Genomic DNA, 15,861 nt, shown 5'->3' with positions numbered 1-15,861 from the left:
TGTAGCATGTTCATGTAATAATAGCTATACTAAGATACATACTTAAAAAGAGGATTTCCCGATTTTCCCCGTGTTTTTTTATTGCATAGATATCTATTTGATTTCTACTCGGATACCCTGTGAATGCGCATTAAATTCAGGGGCATACATGCACTGGATATTGGTAATGCCGTTCGAGAAGTTACCTGCATTATTCACACGCAGGCTGTATTCAAACACATAAGTACCTCTTGGCAGGAACCCGATAAAGAAATCGGTAGAAGCATCACGGGTGCTTTCATAATAGCCAAAGTTTCCGTTCCATTTTGCTCCGGATAATACATTTAAGGGCTCGAAACCTGCTGCACGCATGTCCTGTACATGTACATACTCCAGATCACGGTCTGAGCGGATCACCAGTTTCACTTTTACCAGATCACCGGCTTTCAGAGTTGTTGCAGCCGTTATAGGGGTCAATACCTTACCGCCGGCAGTCTGTACTTCAAGCATCAGTTCTTTTGTTAATTGAATCTGATCATTTTTATGTGTGGTGATCTTATCGAGGTCTTCGTAATATTGCCAGTGTAAGGCGCCCCATGCCACACCTTCACCTTGTTTGCTTAATGTTACCTTAGCCATCTGTGGTTTAATCTCTGTTGTGTTCCACACTTTTGTCAGCGTAGGATTCAGTTCACTTTTCGGGAAAACTACGTTGGTATTGGCAACCTGTACCGTAAGGCTTTCATCTGCGCTTAACCAGGAAGTTCCGTTCAGCAATAAGGCATAACAAGCTTCTGTAGTAGCTTTGGTTGTTTTCCAGTGTGTCGTTTGTTTTTGTGTGAGCAGCCAGAAACGCATTTTATCTACAGAAATACGGTCTTTAGCCGCTTCTTCAAAGAATTCGATCAGTATTGCCTGGCGTTCGATCGGCGCTTCATACCAATAATAGCCCGGATTGGTTTTCCAGTACATGCCTTTATCTTCTGTACTGATTGCACGTTCTGTAAAGGATTTATGCAGCGCATCAGAGAACGTTGTAGTGCCATCGCGGTAGGCAGTAAGTCCGATCAAAGCCTGCTCGTATAAGGCGTATTCTGTCCAGTATTTGCGCGACTGGTCTTTGTAAAACTGAATGGCTGTTGCAAGTTCTCCTTCTGCTTTTACAGAAAAGAAACTTCTTCCGTACAGATAATGTACTTCAAGAGACGACGGACGCACTTCTTCTATTTTAAGTTTATCAACCTGTACACGTCTTACTAATTCTTTATAATCCATCAGCAGCTTTGCATCGCTGTAATCCAGTGCTTTCCGGGTCATGTCTGCGATCTGTTCATCATGTCGGCCCTGTGCGCCTAAATGTTTCAGATGGCCTAAACCAATAAGAATATGCTGTGTGATATAACGGTCTTCGCGCATCCCGGTGAACCATGGCCACGCTCCGTTACCCAGCTGCATTTTTTCAAGCTTGCCGATAGCACGGTCAAGTTCGCTGTTCATGCGCGTCAGGTCAAACAATAAACCGATACGTCTTTTCTGTTCCGTCTCATTTTCTGCGTCGCGTAACCAAGGTGTCTGTTCCAGCAAGAGCATTTTCAATTCCTGATTTTTTTCAAGATTTGAAAGCAAAGCATCCGGTTCCATTTTTTTCCATAAGTCAAACATGCGTTTCAAGGCCGGACTGCTGTTGGCAACAAAGCCTGCAAGCGAATTTGCATAATAGTGGCTGAACGTTTGTTCCGCACATTCATACGGATACTCCGCCAGATACGGCAAGGCCTGCACGGCGTACCATACCGGATTTGGCGTCAGCTCTAAGGTCAGACGATGATTAACAAGTGTTTTAGATGTAGTGGTGGCAAGTTTATCCAGATTATATGTTTTGGTCTGGCCTTTGGTAATCACCATTGGAATGCTTTCTGTTACCAGCATGCGATTTGAAAATACCGGTATTACGTTTTCTTCGCCATCGCTATAGTTTCCTGCCGCGGCAACTACGCGGTAAGTAATCGCCTGAAAGCCCCCCGGTACCTGGATCGACCATGTTTTAACTTCGCTTGGTGTGTTGGCATCGCCAAATACTTTCAATGGTGCTGTGTTTCCTAATTCTTTATCAATCGGCTGCATGGTTGCCGCATCAAACAGCTGTAGTGTTACTGTACCTTTCATTGGTGCACCGCTCAGGTTTGTTACTTTTGCAGATAAAACAAGCTGATCTCCTTCACGTAAAAAACGTGGTGCATTCGGCACTACCATCAGCTCTTTCTGCGTCACCACTTCCTGTTGCGTGAAGCCGTAGCTCATATCTTTGGTATGCGCAAACCCCAACATTTTCCAGCGTGTGAGTGCTTCCGGCATGGTGAAGTTTAACACTACATTGCCTTCAGCATCTGTTTTCAGATCCGGGAAAAAGAAAGCCGTTTCACGGAAATCTTTCCGGATCGCAGGCTGTTCAACCGCTTCAGGTTCTTTCACAGCAAGCACTTCTGAATCTGCTTTTACAACAGGCGGAAGAAAATTTACACGTTCATTTCTGGATTCTTCTTTTGCAACAGCCGACATCATTGGGGCTGCCATATCCATTTCCGCCTCTTCGTGAAGTTCCCCGCCGCCGCCAGGTGCTGATTTTTTACGCAGCTCTCCATTGCGTGTACGGCCGCCATAGTGATAGCCAAAGGAATAACCAAACCAGTTGAATTGGTCATAATACTTATACGAACCATAACCTCCATGTCCATAATAATCCCATACGGTAAACGCTTCGGAACCGAAAGTAGCGGGATTATTCATCCAGCTGAGTTTGCCGTAATTGGCACGGTATAGGTTTACAAACCAGGAATGGGATGCAAAGGCATCCAGCGAAGCATCATACATCGTAGCTAAAAATTCTGCAGCCTGTTTTTCTCCATCCTTTTTATTGATGATTACACGCCACTGCTCTGCCTGCCCCGGCTGCAGCTTGCTTCGGAAGGTTTCCCATTTTATCGTTACGTCTTTATTGCTAAACGGTATGGATATGTTTTCTGTGCCGCCGTACAAACGGTTATTATGCACGAATACATAATGCACAGCTAAGCCGCCACGGTCTGCTTCAGTAATAAGCTGTTCAAATTTTTTAATATCATTTTTCAGTGTAATAAATTCTTTGCGGATAATTACTCCGTCACGTTCCACTTCGCAGATCACATGTACGTCAGAGAAAGATGAGCCGATCTCAAACATGGCTTTCTGCAGCGGTTGTGTACTGGCAGGTAAAACGTTTGTCCATTTTTGCATGGCATATGGAAGTTTGCTGCCTGACGGATCTGTTTTAGTGAATGTCGTTTGTGTTTCACTTTCGGTTTTATCTTTATCCAGTGCTGTTGCTTTTACAAGATACTGTCCGGTTTCCCAGTTTTCAGGTACATTCCATACCGCGCCTTTTTCTTTGGTTGCCTGCAGGGTTGTTTCGAAGATTAATTTCTGAGGAAAATTTTCCTGATCCGTTTCATTTGCATATACATCTTCCGGGAATAATTTCCGGAACGCCTCCTCGCTTAACAGGGGCTTGTCCGGTGCTTCCCATAAACGTTCACGTAATGCTTTAGCAGGCGCTGCCAGCTTGAAAACTTTTACCTGTATGGTTGCGGCTTCAGGTTCTCCGGATTGATTGGCAGCAGAAAAAGTGCATGCGGATGGCTTTCCTTTTTCAACAACGGCAAGAGCCTGAATGTTTAATACCAGAGAAGAATAACCGATTGAAACAGAGAGCTGGTCGCTGTGTGTTTCACCATTGATGTCAATCACATCCGCATATACGGTATACAGGAATGTTGATTTGCTTTCCGGAGAAACGGAGGCATCAGGCAGGGCAGCGAATTTAATGGAGAATGCACCAGCTGCATCTGTAACAGATTTTCCGGTCATAATAACCGTTTCCTGCGGGTTGCGGTAACCCCAGTAACGCGCGTACCAATAAGGGATCTGTACCTGACGTACTACACGATAATTAACTTCTGCACCATCTATAGCATTCCCGGCATAGGCTTTTGCCAAAGCGTTAACTTCTACTTCCTGATTCAGTTTATATTGCCCCGTAAGCGGCTGTATCTTTACTTCAAACTTCGGGCGCTTATATTCTTCTACATTGAAATAGGCATTCCCCATGTCATTGCCAATATGCATGCTTCCGGTAAGCGATCCGACTGGTGCGGTAAAAGTTCCCTGCACAGATCCAAATTCATTCGTGACAAGATCTGCAAATGCCGTTTCTTTATTATTCGTATCATAGAAATAAATGCGTACGGGAGTATTTTTACTAACGTTATATGTATTTTTTACATCCGTATTAAATACAATGCCTTTGAAATAGATTGTTTGTCCGGGTCTGTAGATGGCACGATCTGTAAACACCAGCATAGACGTATGATAAAAAGAATTACCGGTCGGATGTTTTTCATTGTAGATATAATACCCCGAGGAATTTCTGTTATCACTGATCAAGCGATCTGTTTTTGTTTTAATATCAAAATTTACATAAGACGAATAGCTATCTTTTGCAGCCTTTACTTCTGTGTAACCAGTTTCATCGGTAGGAAAGATACCTATTACTTTTTTCCGGTTCCGGTGTGTTTCATAATTATATTCGTTTGTATAAGCGCTTACCTGTGCATCTTTAATGGGTTTGCCTGTATGCCTGTTCAATACATACAGCTGCACCTTGCCTTCCGTAGTACGTGCTACATATGAAATGTTTGAAACGGTTGTAAACGTATATGCAAAAAGCGCTTTCTGTTTTTCAATCTTTTCAACATCTGAAGCAATGATCAGATAAAAACCTTCTGCAAGCGGGTCAATAACAACTTCTGTGTGATGCCCGCGCAGCTGCGGATCCTGCGGCAGACCAACCGACCATTTTTTTACAGGTGTGCGGTCAAGATAAGGCTTGAATGATTCGAAACGTTCATCGTACCGGTAGTCGAGATCATTTCTTAATTTTTCCGATTCTTCCGCGGTTAACCGGATCACACGAAGTGAAAGGGTTTTGATATTGTTATAAGCAACCAGCGTGCGGAAAGGTGCCTGCGGAATATTAACTTCTTCCAGTTTTAATTCAAGCGATGGTTTAAGGATTGTTTCTTTTACAGATTCACAGTGGTTGGCACCCTCAGAGCCCGGAAAACGTTTAATGGCTGCATCACACGTCTGTATGCTTTTAATATTTGCATCCGGATACTTCGGACTGTTTTTCAAGCCGCTCATATCCGCAGCACGTTCATGCCAGATCACCGCGATCTCATAACTTACCTCCGTTGAGATCGGATAGGGTAAGGAAGATGCTTCCAGATTTTCAAGTGCAGCAAGTTTAAGCTCAATAGCATTTGGAAGGCCTGAATGTGCTGACGTAAACTTTAAACGGCTTATAGCCAGATCAACAAGTACAGTTGGGTTGCTATCATTCAGATGGATCTTTTCCAGGTCCTGCATCAATCGCATGGCATATAAATGCAGGCTCAGCGTGTCTTCGCTTTGTATGGTTAATGTGGTGAATACAGCAGGCAGTGAAAAATACCGTGCATCATTCAGATTGAATTGTTCCGCAGGGCGGCTTACACTTGATTCTGACGACTGGAAAAATGTCAGTGCTCTTTTACCCAGAAAGTCGTACAGATTGGCTGTATAAACATGATTACTGCTTTTATAGATAACTTCTTTTAATGTTTCTGTCGGATAGTTCAGCAACAGCTCTTTATCTTTGAGCGATGCATGATAGGAGTTGATAGCCGCTTCCAGAATTGTTTTCAGATCCCATGTCTGAATATCCGTATCATCTGCATTGGTAGAAGCACTGATATCAGAACGGTATCTGCTGCGCTGAAAATATTGCCAGTACATTTCTCCCAGCATGGATTCAAGAACAGCGTTAACCGGGAAGGCAGAAGTCTTAATTTCTTTGCGTATAAAAGCAATGTCTTTTTCAAAAGCATCTTCTTCAGACATATCCGTGCAGCGCATGATATACATCAATGCTTTGATCTGCGTATCTGCATCTTTTTTTTCTTTTGCTTCGCTGTAAAGTTTCGTGAGGTCTGTTAACGCAGACTTAGGTAAGGATTCATTTAAATAAGCGTCAATTTTGTCCCAACGTTGTTTCATACCATCTGTTTGTGCCATTGCAAGAGTAAGTGTAAAGAATGATAAAATGGTTAAAGTTAAAAATCTCATAAGATCTCAGGGTTACGTATACAGATTTCGCCCACACAGTTAACGTATAGAACGAATACAGGGTTAAGTTCCACATACTGAAGCAGAAAAGCAAAAGATGCACCAATAGTTGCTGTTAAGAAACAGAATAATGTATGAGCTTGAATTACATTATTTAAGATAGGATAATAATGTATGTTTGTAAAACAGCCCCGGGATTCATCCCGGGGCTAAAAGTTTGTACTGAATTCCGGAGAATAATTGTACGCCGGATATCGAATGAAAAATAGATCTATTGTAATTAGTCGCAGCCATCAACAGAACACGATGGTCCTTCGGATACTTCAAATGGAGAAGCCGGATGTTCTTTGCGCCATTCTGAAAACGATTTTTCCAGCGTTTCCAGAAAAGCCTGCGGAGGCTGTGCACCTGAAACAGCATACTTACGGTCGAATACAAAGAATGGAACACCGCGTACGCCTAAGTGCTGTGCTTCCTCAACATCCTGTCTTACTTTGTAGGCATACGTATCATCCGTTAGAGCTGTTTGAACTTCTGCTTCGGTTAACCCAATGTCTTTACCTAATTCAATCAATACATAGGAGTTGCCAACGTTTTTGCCTTCCGTGAAATAAGCATAAAATAAACGTTCTTCTGCAGCATCACCCAAGTCTTTGGTTTTTGCCAGCTGAATCATGCGGTGTGCGTTGAATGAATTTGCAATAACAGCTTTATCAAAATTGTAATCCAGCCCGGCCTTTTTTGCGGTTGCAACTACACTGTCGTGCATCTGTACCGATTGTTCATAGCTCATGCCTTTGCGCTCTGCAAGATATTGATATACATTTTCTGTTACAGCTGTATCCTGAGGAATGTTCGGGTCAAGCTGAAAACTTTTCCAGATGATTTCTATGTTATTGCTGTCTGCAAATTGCTTTAAACCAGCTTCGTAATTTCTTTTTCCGATGTAGCAGAAGGGACACATAATGTCGCTCCATACTTCTACCTTCATTTTATTTGTTGCTTCCATGAAATTCTTTTTTGTTGCTGATAATACAAAATCTAAGGGAAATGAGTTCACTAATATTTCATCGGAATCACTACTTTGGGATTTTTATATTTTACCAGAACCTTGTAGGGGATGGTAGAGAATTCTGCACCATCGCAGCAGCGCGCTGCACGGTAAAAATAGGGATAGATATATAGTCCTTCTTCTGTTAGATACCAGGAGTATGCGCCCCATACATCCGGGTCACTATAATCGCATACTTCGTCCCCATCTTCAGGCTTCTTCATTTCTTCCGGATAAAGTTTTGTGAGTAATGCAGCAACATGTGGTTTCGTAAATTCAATGCTGAATTTATATGAATCCTCTTTTTTATAGTCTGCTTCTGTTTTCCCAAAATATAAAAGATCTGTCAATTCAATTCGCTTACCTGTTTCCAGATTAAATGTACGGCCCATAGTACCAAAATCGGGGTGTGCACCGCCGCACTCATAGCTATTGGATATTGCAAAGCTTAATACGTGTCCGCGTATGTACACGCTGGAAATATCGCTTGTGTATTCGCTTCCTTCGCAATTCAGGAAAGATGAAATTTCATAAAATTGAAGATCTTCAAGAAAAATATTAATAGAATCAATTGCCTTTGAAGCTGTTTTTGTAATTATGCGAAAACAGCGAAAATCTGCAATGGTATCTCGCAACCACGTAATGGAAAATTCAGGAGTTACCTGCTGAATCGAATCCTGTATAAGAAGAATAGGGGCCAGGATGCTGTACTCATATTCAGAAAGTTTATTTCGCTTAACAAACGAATTGCGCGCAGGTATTTTGGAAACATCAAAGGGTTTTAATTTAACAGGTAATGATTTTGATGTAACAGTTCCGTTTTCGTCCTGTGCTGTATTCTGCCAGGTGCCAGAATAAAACAGTGAAGATGAACCAATATCAAGCAAGGTAAATGTTTCTTTTGTGTCCCAGTGTTCGTAGGTGAGTTCAATCCCCTTTCCGTCAGTATAGCGACCTTCCAGAGGAATATTTTTTTTGAACCGTTTGTAATAATAATTACCGGATATTTCTGATCCATTCATGGTAATTTCCATTACGATAGAAGCCTTGCCAACCGTACCTTCCAATAAGATTGTAGTGGCGTGCTGTGCAGTAGAAAAGAAAGAAGAAAGGAATAGGAAAAAAAATATAATAATAAGTGATAATTTTTGAATTGACTTATTCATAGAACTCAATAGTAATTAGTACGATTAAGATACTGAACAAATATTATACATACAAAAGGCAGGAGTTTATAACAGTGTCAAGATGTTAAATTTCGAAAATGTTATAAACTCCTGTGTGAAATCCAATAATTTTTTAATCCGGCGAATCCTAATCAACAAGCTTCAGCAGCTCTTTCGGAATCCGTGCAGAAATGATCTGCAGCAGATCCAGTTTTTTCAGATCATCTTTTTCTTCGATCTCGTCTGCGAAAGGCGTGAGCCAGTCGTCGCAGGTAAGCAAGAGCGATTCTGTATCTACATCGGGAAACTGTGCCAGCGGGTGCTGTTGCTGTGCTCTAAACATAGCTGCTTGCCACTGTTCAAATTCAGGTGTAAAATGTAATAATTCTCTGCCGTCTTTTTTTACCACATCACATAAGGCTCTTGAACGTTCTTCATCGGTTGGATCATCCATGGGGAAAGACTTTAAGACAATCTTGCCGATACGTAATTCTGTATGTACGATCAGATCATTGCTGATCAGATCCCAATGTACCGATACAGCAGTTTTAACCATGCCCTTCAGATCTTTTGGATTCAACGGTGAAGCCATAAAAATTTTTCCGGTTCCTTCGCGTGCATCAATGTGTGAAACAGATACCCATGATTCGCGCGACAAAGAATCCTTGTGGCTGAACTGCGCATAGGTACCATTTGCAAGCTGAAACTGTGATTGATTACCGGGGCGTGCAAATGCAACACGTTCCGGATATGCATGTGCCAATAACAAACCTGTCATGAAAGAATCAAAGCCTTCATTTTCTACTTCAATTTCCATGAGGTCTCTGTATGATCGGGCAACACGTTCAATCAATCCAAAGGCACGCCCTTTACCGTCATTTCTTCTGAAGCGGCGCAGCGCTTTGATCCGTTCGTTGATGTCAACGCCTGCTTCTTTGATTGTAAGCGGATCTTTCTCTTCAATGATTGCCGCAATATCTGTTGCTAAGGCTTCCTGCTCCAGTTTTTCAGCCATCAGCAGCATGTGTGCGATACGTGGGTTGCAAGGCAGCTGATGGATCTTTTTTCCATGCGCAGTAACTTTATTGCGATCGAGTGCATCGATGTAATGCAGCGTTTCTTTGGCCTGTTTTACATGTGATTGCGGCGGCGGTGTAAGCCAGACCATGTTATAAATATTGGAGATTCCCCACACGGCCATTTCAAGTACCAGGGAAGAGAGGTCTGTAATTTCTATTTCCGGCTGGTGGTGCTTCTGTAAGGTTTCATGCTGCGCCTTCGACCACATGCGGTAACAGGTACCAGCAGATAACCGCCCCGCACGGCCTGCACGCTGATCAGCAGCATCGACAGAAATATTCACTGTTTCAAGACGGGATAATCCGGATTGCGGATCAAATTTAGAACGCTTGCCAAAACCCGAATCAACAACCGTTGTGACACCTTCGATTGTTAAACTTGTTTCTGCAATGGAAGTTGCGAGTACAACTTTACGTTTGCCTGTCTGATCGGGCAGGAGCGCTGCCTGCTGCTGTGCAAAAGGAAGTTGTCCGTAAAGGGTATGAACAACGGTATTGCTAAGTTTATTGTCAAGCAGATCTCTGCAGGCATTTATTTCTGCCTGGCCGGGCAGGAAAACAAGAATATCTCCTTTATTATCTTTGCTGGCTTTGCTCACCACACGTGCGGTTAGCTCGGGCAGCAGGTGCATGTCTGTTACACCTGTATAATGAATTTCGACGGGGTATTGGCGACCTTCGCTTTCAATGATTTTCGCTTTCAGTTTGGCAGATAACTCCGGCAGATCCATTGTTGCAGACATAATCAGCAGGCGCAGGTCATTCCGCTTGGTCAGCTGTGCTTCCCTACATAGCGCCAGGGCAACATCTGCATGGATGCTGCGTTCGTGGAACTCATCAAAGATTACCAACGCAACATCTTTTAACGTATTATCTGTTTGCAGCATACGTGTAAGTATGCCTTCTGTAACAACTTCGATACGCGTCTTATCGCTGATCTTTGTTTCAAAGCGGATACGGTAGCCAACGGTTTCTCCTGCCTGTTCGCCCAGCAACTGGCTCATGCGCGTAGCAATCGTTTTTGCTGCAAGTCTGCGGGGTTCCAGTACGATGATTTTTTTACCTTCCAGCCACGACTCATTTAAAAAAGTCAGTGGAAGCAAGGTGCTTTTACCGGCTCCCGGCGGAGCCTTTACAATAAGGGTGGTATTGTCTTGAAAGTGATTGATAACCTGCGGAACAATTTCCTGTACAGGCAGTGTGGTTGTAGGAATGGTATATTTCAACGGTATGGGATTTTACTATGTAAAAATACACAATAATTTCTGGTTTTGATTCTAAGAAAAATACATAAATTAAAATGGCGGTAACTAAGTATGCGCTACCACCATTTTAGTTTTTAGGACAAGGTTATTTTAACGTTTTTGTCTGTTGCAAGCAGTATGATACTCAGTACACAAACAATTAAAGAGTTATAGAAATGATTATATTCCTGATGTGCCATATGTGCCGTGAAAGCACCGATTGCAAAGGGAAGCAAAAGTAAAATGCCAATGGCTTTTAACCGATGTATAACTATGCCTGCAACGATTAGCAGCACACCTGTAAGTTCCAGAATACCGATGCTGATTGTCCATGTTTTATTAAATCCGAATGATTGCATACTCTGCATCATCGTTGTTTTCTGAAATACTTTGAATAATGAAGCATATCCAAATACATACAGGTAATAGGTATAACTTAACCAATGAACGGTTGTTTTAATTGTTTCCATTTTTAGATTTATTTTTTTATAAATATCTTTATTTACTTGTATTAATAGCAGCGCATACAGAATTGTATGGAACGAACAAAAAAGTATGTATGGCAAAACGGAAAGAAAATTCAACAAATAGTGTTAATGAAGTATACTGGAAAGACAACTGTGGTATCGCATTTACATTGTCTGTAATCGGAGGCCGGTGGAAAATAAATATTCTTTCATTTCTGTTGCATGAAAAAAAGCTGCGGTTTTCTGAACTAAGAAATAAGCTTGTTGGCATTTCAGAACGCATGCTTATTTCAAAATTAAAAGAATTGGAACAGGATGGATTGATAAATAAAATAATTCATGCGCAGGTGCCTCCTAAAGTGGAATATGAGCTAACAGAGCTTGGCTATTCGCTAGAGGAATTACTGAATTTAATGGATAAATGGGGGGAGGTTACATTAAAAAACAACATCTGATCTCAAAAATTTTTCGTCTGTTGACTTTGTGAGACTTATTAAAAATAAGTTTCATTTTCAGAAGATGTGTTTGTTATTTTATTCACGTTCAAACTGTCACACAGCATTTTTGTATATAGTTTGCTTCCGTACACATTGGTATGGATAGGATCTGAGAAATATGTGTATGAATTCCATGCGCCGGATGCTGTAAAATCAATATACCGCGTATTGAAGGTATTTTTTAAAAAAGATACATAGGTGTTATGTATGGTGCGGTCAAACGTGGCCATTTTATAATAAGGCGCAGTTACAAGTATAATTGAAATGTTGTTTTTTTTAGCAAGGCTAAGAATTTTTAATAAGTATTTTTCACTTCTCGGTCCTAACCGCACTACGCCTGGCGCTGAGATACGTTCGCCTTTGAATGTAAAATTATGGATAAGCTGTTCTCCTGTATGTGTATTAAACGATGCATGCTGCGGTTTCCCATCCATGACAAACTGCAGCATGGAGTCTGCCTTGAAGTAGGTATTAAATTCTGCGAACCGGGAGAAAGGCAGGTATTTCCACAGATACATATGCCACGGTGCCGTGTAGCTGTTGTATACGGATTTTATTTCAGGGATTTCCTGATACGGGAAAAAATCAAATTGTTTAAACACAAGCGGAGTGATTGGTTCGGCACTTAAATCCAGGTGTCGTGATTTAAATAAATCAAATGAAAGTACGAGTGTTTTTGCGGTATTTCCATTTGCCAGGTATTGTTGAAAGAGTACATAACTTTCACCATAAGAAGAACCTGGTGTTGCCAGATTGATAGAGGTTTGATGTAAAGAACTGTCAAATGCCGTTGAGGAAATCATATTAGCCATTCTTGAAGAACCTAAGAATATATAATCAACATGTTGATCCTTTAATTCAAGCGCCCAGCGGGTTTTTAAACTTTGCTTATAATAACTCAATTGATAGGCATTCAATACGAAATAAACCACGTAGCTGGCTGCCAGTGTAATGCCCGCTAATAAAAATAGTTTATGTTTGAATAATTTCATCTGGCTAAAATTGAAAGTAAATGAAATCACTGGTTTGATGAAATGACATATTCATTAATATAAGAATTATCATTGATACATAAAATGCCCATGCCAGCCATTGGTAGTTAAATGCAATTGCACGGAAGCCATCCGTCCTGAAATAGTGCCATTCCACAGCTAATAAAAAGAGAATGGGTGCTGCTACACTTAGTGGTAATATGGCCAGAAAAGGTTTAGTTATAAACGGATTTGAATATACATGTGTGATATACGCAAATGCTTCTGTAAGGCTGTTGGCGCGAAAGAAGATCCACGAGAAGCAGATACAAACAAAAACAAAAATCATCTGAATGTAATCCGGTAGTGCATAGTGCCCGGACTTGGGAGTAGATTTGAAAAATAAATATGGTATAAAATACAAGGCATTAAGCAGTCCCCAGAAAATGAAGGTCCAGTTTGCGCCATGCCAGAAACCGGAGACTAAAAAAATAATGAACGTGTTGCGTAAGGTCGTGACCAATCCATTTTTATTTCCGCCTAACGGAATGTATACATAATCTTTAAACCATGTTGTTAATGAAATGTGCCAGCGTTTCCAAAAGTCGGGGATGGAGCGTGCAAAATAAGGTGTTTTGAAATTGGTTGTTAATTCAATGCCGAATAGTTTGCTGATGCCTAAAGCCATGTCTGTATAGCCGCTGAAATCACCATAGATCTGAAAGGCAAATAATATGGCTGCAAGCAGAAGTTGTATTCCAGGTAAGGTTTCATAGTGTGCAAAGGCTGTGTTTACATGCGGGGCACAGGTGTCGGCAACGACTACCTTTTTGAAAAGCCCCCAGAGTATCTGCTGCATGCCGGCAACGGCAGTTGCATAGTCAAATTTTCGTTCTTTCTGAAATTGCGGTATAAGTGTTTTTGCGCGCTGAATGGGACCTGCAACTAATTGCGGGAAGTAGCTCATGAAAGATGCATAGACAATGAGATTCTTTGTTGCAGGAATGGTTTTTCGGTATACATCAATGATATAACTTATGTTGTGAAAGGTATAGAAGCTAATACCAATAGGCAGAATAATTTTTAAGGTGATGAAATCTGCCTGAAACCCCATCTGATTTAATAATGCTTCCAGCGAATCGGTAAAGAAATTGGCATATTTGAATACGGCCAAAAAAAGTATGTTCATTATGATTGCACTGCTTACGAGTAGCTTTCGTTTGTATGGGTCTTCATTTTTTTCCAGTAAGATACCTGCAAAGAATCCTGCAAGGGCACTGCCTGAAATTAAAAAAAGAAACTGCCAGTCCCACCAGCCATAGAATACATAACTGGTTACAAAAATAAACGCATTCTGAACACGGAGATTTTTATTGAAGATAAACCAATAGCCATAAAATACCAGTATTAAAAAAAGAGCAAATGGTATTGAATTGAAGAGCATGGAAGAGAATGATGAGTTATTTATTAGACGAAGGTACCATGTTGAAAGCTATGAACAAATAGGAAGACGAGAAATATCGTCCGGCGTAAACTCCGCCTGATGTAGTGCAATGTCTAACATACATTCACCGTGGTCTGTGGCACACAGACCATTCACTGTTGCATCAAGTTAATAATTACTATCACTTCAACCTAATAAGTAATATATCTAACACATGAATAAATTCTTTTTTAACTCATTTTACCCTTGGTGTTCTGTGTGCCACAGAACACGGTGAAAGTCACTGCTGCATCAAGTTAATAATTACTATCACTTCAACCTAATAAGTAATATATCTAACACATGAATAAATTCTTTTTTAATTCATTTTACCCCTGGTGTTCTGTGTGCCACAGAACACGGTGAAACAGACCACGGTGAAATATAAATGAGTGCGTGCAGCAACTTTAGTTTCTAATATCCAACCACTTTGTAGTTGAAGTTCTCATACCGTTGTCTTTTTATTTTTTACCCAATGGATTATATTCCTGCCTATAAAGAATAAAATTAATGAAAGAATGATTGCACCGCCTGTCATTTTAATAGAGCTGAACGTACTTGATATGGCCACTCCTGAAGGCGATATTGCAGGAAAATTATTCATCAAAATAATTTGCGAAATATTTTCAAAAATATCTGAAAGCGTTAATACAAGAGGCAGAATAATATACCATTTTTCCTTTTTGGCTAAGGCTGCAAGTAATAGGGAATAACCTGCACCGGAGATCGTGGTGTATAAAAAGTCCACTACAAGCATGTTAAAGTAGAATTTTCTTCCTTCTTCGCCTAGTTTTTGATATAAGTCCACGATGTATTCATAGTTATACGTAAAAAACTGGTCAGGATTTTTCATGTTATCTGAATAGTGAAGAAATTCAGGAAGATAAGCCATTATTAATAAAGCTTGTAACGTAAATCCCAATCCCAATACCGGAAGGGCAATTTTATATTCCCCATTTTTAAAAAAGAAACGCGTTAGTTTGTTCATCTTGGAATAAATTTTTATGATTAATAATCACAAAATTATTCCAATGTATTTCTAATTCTGTTATCAATTGTTATCAGTTCGTACAATCATTGATTTTTTTAAGCGACTGAGCGAAACAGGGGTGATGCCTAAGTACGAGGCTATATAGCGTTGAGAAATCTGCCTTTCTAAAGCGGGATAATACGTAATGAATTTCTGGTATTTGTCAAGGGCTTTTACTTGCATCAAACAATCATCTCTGTTCATAAGTCTGGTCAGTTCTCTTTCTTTTATTGCTTTACCTATTTCAGATAATTTTTTGGTTGCAGATAGTAAGTCCTTCAATTGTTTTGAGTCGAATATCAATAACTTTGTACGACACAAAGCTTGGTAATTATAAAGGGAAATACCTTTTTTAGTTCTAAGTGCCTGCGTGCTCATAAACTCTCCTTCTTCAAAAAAGGACGTACTTTTCTCATTACCATTTTCATCTGTAATAAAGCCTCTAACGATTCCATTTACCAAAAAAACTTCCTTGTTGCCAGGGTCGCCTTTTCGAATGATTAGTTGATCTTTCTTCAAATGGACTGTAGTTGCAATATGTGTTATTGAAGCCCATTCATCTTCATTTATAGCGGTTATAATTTTCATAATTTATTTGTGCATCAAACTTGTAGGTAACGGTAGCGGTTGCATTTGTTGTAGGCCTTGAAAGTGCCTAGATATCCTAAACACAAAACCCGCACAACCTTTTCC

The 15,861-nt window shown here is 40.6% G+C and carries 10 protein-coding genes; 1 reads left to right on the top strand and 9 read right to left on the bottom strand.

Going from position 1 to position 15,861, the window contains the following annotated elements; genetic code table 11:
* Positions 1–93 precede the first annotated feature (93 nt).
* The 5 genes from CHU_RS12140 to CHU_RS12120 form a co-directional block, all read right to left on the bottom strand.
* Positions 94–6,180, bottom strand: a complete 6,087-nt coding sequence (locus tag CHU_RS12140; protein WP_011585862.1) for an alpha-2-macroglobulin family protein — start codon at positions 6,178–6,180, stop codon at positions 94–96.
* 280 nt (positions 6,181–6,460) lie between these two features.
* Positions 6,461–7,189 (bottom strand): DsbA family oxidoreductase, encoded by a 729-nt coding sequence (locus CHU_RS12135; protein ID WP_011585861.1) that lies wholly within the window; start codon positions 7,187–7,189, stop codon positions 6,461–6,463.
* A gap of 50 nt (positions 7,190–7,239) precedes the next feature.
* Positions 7,240–8,397 (bottom strand): hypothetical protein, encoded by a 1,158-nt coding sequence (locus CHU_RS12130; protein ID WP_041932372.1) that lies wholly within the window; start codon positions 8,395–8,397, stop codon positions 7,240–7,242.
* A 148-nt stretch (positions 8,398–8,545) separates the two neighbouring features.
* Positions 8,546–10,702, bottom strand: coding sequence for an ATP-dependent helicase HrpB (gene hrpB / locus CHU_RS12125; RefSeq protein WP_011585859.1), 2,157 nt, complete (start codon positions 10,700–10,702; stop codon positions 8,546–8,548).
* 113 nt (positions 10,703–10,815) lie between these two features.
* A complete protein-coding gene (locus CHU_RS12120) occupies positions 10,816–11,190 on the bottom strand; it encodes a DoxX family protein (RefSeq protein WP_011585858.1) in 375 nt (124 codons plus the stop codon).
* An 89-nt stretch (positions 11,191–11,279) separates the two neighbouring features.
* On the opposite strand from CHU_RS12120, the gene CHU_RS12115 reads away from it, so the two are divergent.
* Positions 11,280–11,642, top strand: coding sequence for a winged helix-turn-helix transcriptional regulator (locus CHU_RS12115; protein WP_011585857.1), 363 nt, complete (start codon positions 11,280–11,282; stop codon positions 11,640–11,642).
* Positions 11,643–11,680: 38 nt separating this feature from the next.
* Here the strand turns inward: CHU_RS12115 and CHU_RS12110 are convergent, their stop codons facing one another.
* The 4 genes from CHU_RS12110 to CHU_RS12095 all read right to left on the bottom strand — a co-directional run bounded on the left by CHU_RS12110 (position 11,681) and on the right by CHU_RS12095 (position 15,756).
* A complete protein-coding gene (locus CHU_RS12110; protein WP_238379274.1) occupies positions 11,681–12,676 on the bottom strand; it encodes a hypothetical protein in 996 nt (331 codons plus the stop codon).
* Positions 12,677–12,680: 4 nt separating this feature from the next.
* Complete coding sequence (locus tag CHU_RS12105; protein ID WP_011585855.1) at positions 12,681–14,099, bottom strand: MBOAT family O-acyltransferase; 1,419 nt, start codon at positions 14,097–14,099, stop codon at positions 12,681–12,683.
* A gap of 484 nt (positions 14,100–14,583) precedes the next feature.
* A complete protein-coding gene (locus CHU_RS12100) occupies positions 14,584–15,126 on the bottom strand; it encodes a hypothetical protein (RefSeq protein ID WP_011585854.1) in 543 nt (180 codons plus the stop codon).
* 63 nt (positions 15,127–15,189) lie between these two features.
* Positions 15,190–15,756: a Crp/Fnr family transcriptional regulator gene (locus CHU_RS12095; protein WP_011585853.1), complete on the bottom strand. Its 567-nt coding sequence runs from the start codon at positions 15,754–15,756 to the stop codon at positions 15,190–15,192.
* Between the last annotated feature and the right edge of the window lie 105 nt (positions 15,757–15,861).

Source organism: Cytophaga hutchinsonii ATCC 33406 (assembly GCF_000014145.1).
In the GTDB taxonomy this organism is placed as follows: Bacteria; Bacteroidota; Bacteroidia; order Cytophagales; family Cytophagaceae; genus Cytophaga; species Cytophaga hutchinsonii.
Note: the sequence above shows the minus strand (reverse complement) of the source record. Positions and strands in the feature narration are given on the sequence as shown.

Excerpts from the sequence above, each read along its gene's own strand:
- CHU_RS12140 (WP_011585862.1), bottom strand. The coding sequence starts at position 6,180 with ATGAGATTTTTAACTTTAACCATTTTATCATTCTTTACACTTACTCTT.
- CHU_RS12135 (WP_011585861.1), bottom strand. The coding sequence starts at position 7,189 with ATGGAAGCAACAAATAAAATGAAGGTAGAAGTATGGAGCGACATTATG.
- CHU_RS12130 (WP_041932372.1), bottom strand. The coding sequence starts at position 8,397 with ATGAATAAGTCAATTCAAAAATTATCACTTATTATTATATTTTTTTTC.
- CHU_RS12120 (WP_011585858.1), bottom strand. The coding sequence starts at position 11,190 with ATGGAAACAATTAAAACAACCGTTCATTGGTTAAGTTATACCTATTAC.
- CHU_RS12115 (WP_011585857.1), top strand. The coding sequence starts at position 11,280 with ATGGCAAAACGGAAAGAAAATTCAACAAATAGTGTTAATGAAGTATAC.
- CHU_RS12110 (WP_238379274.1), bottom strand. The coding sequence starts at position 12,676 with ATGAAATTATTCAAACATAAACTATTTTTATTAGCGGGCATTACACTG.
- CHU_RS12105 (WP_011585855.1), bottom strand. The coding sequence starts at position 14,099 with ATGCTCTTCAATTCAATACCATTTGCTCTTTTTTTAATACTGGTATTT.
- CHU_RS12100 (WP_011585854.1), bottom strand. The coding sequence starts at position 15,126 with ATGAACAAACTAACGCGTTTCTTTTTTAAAAATGGGGAATATAAAATT.
- CHU_RS12095 (WP_011585853.1), bottom strand. The coding sequence starts at position 15,756 with ATGAAAATTATAACCGCTATAAATGAAGATGAATGGGCTTCAATAACA.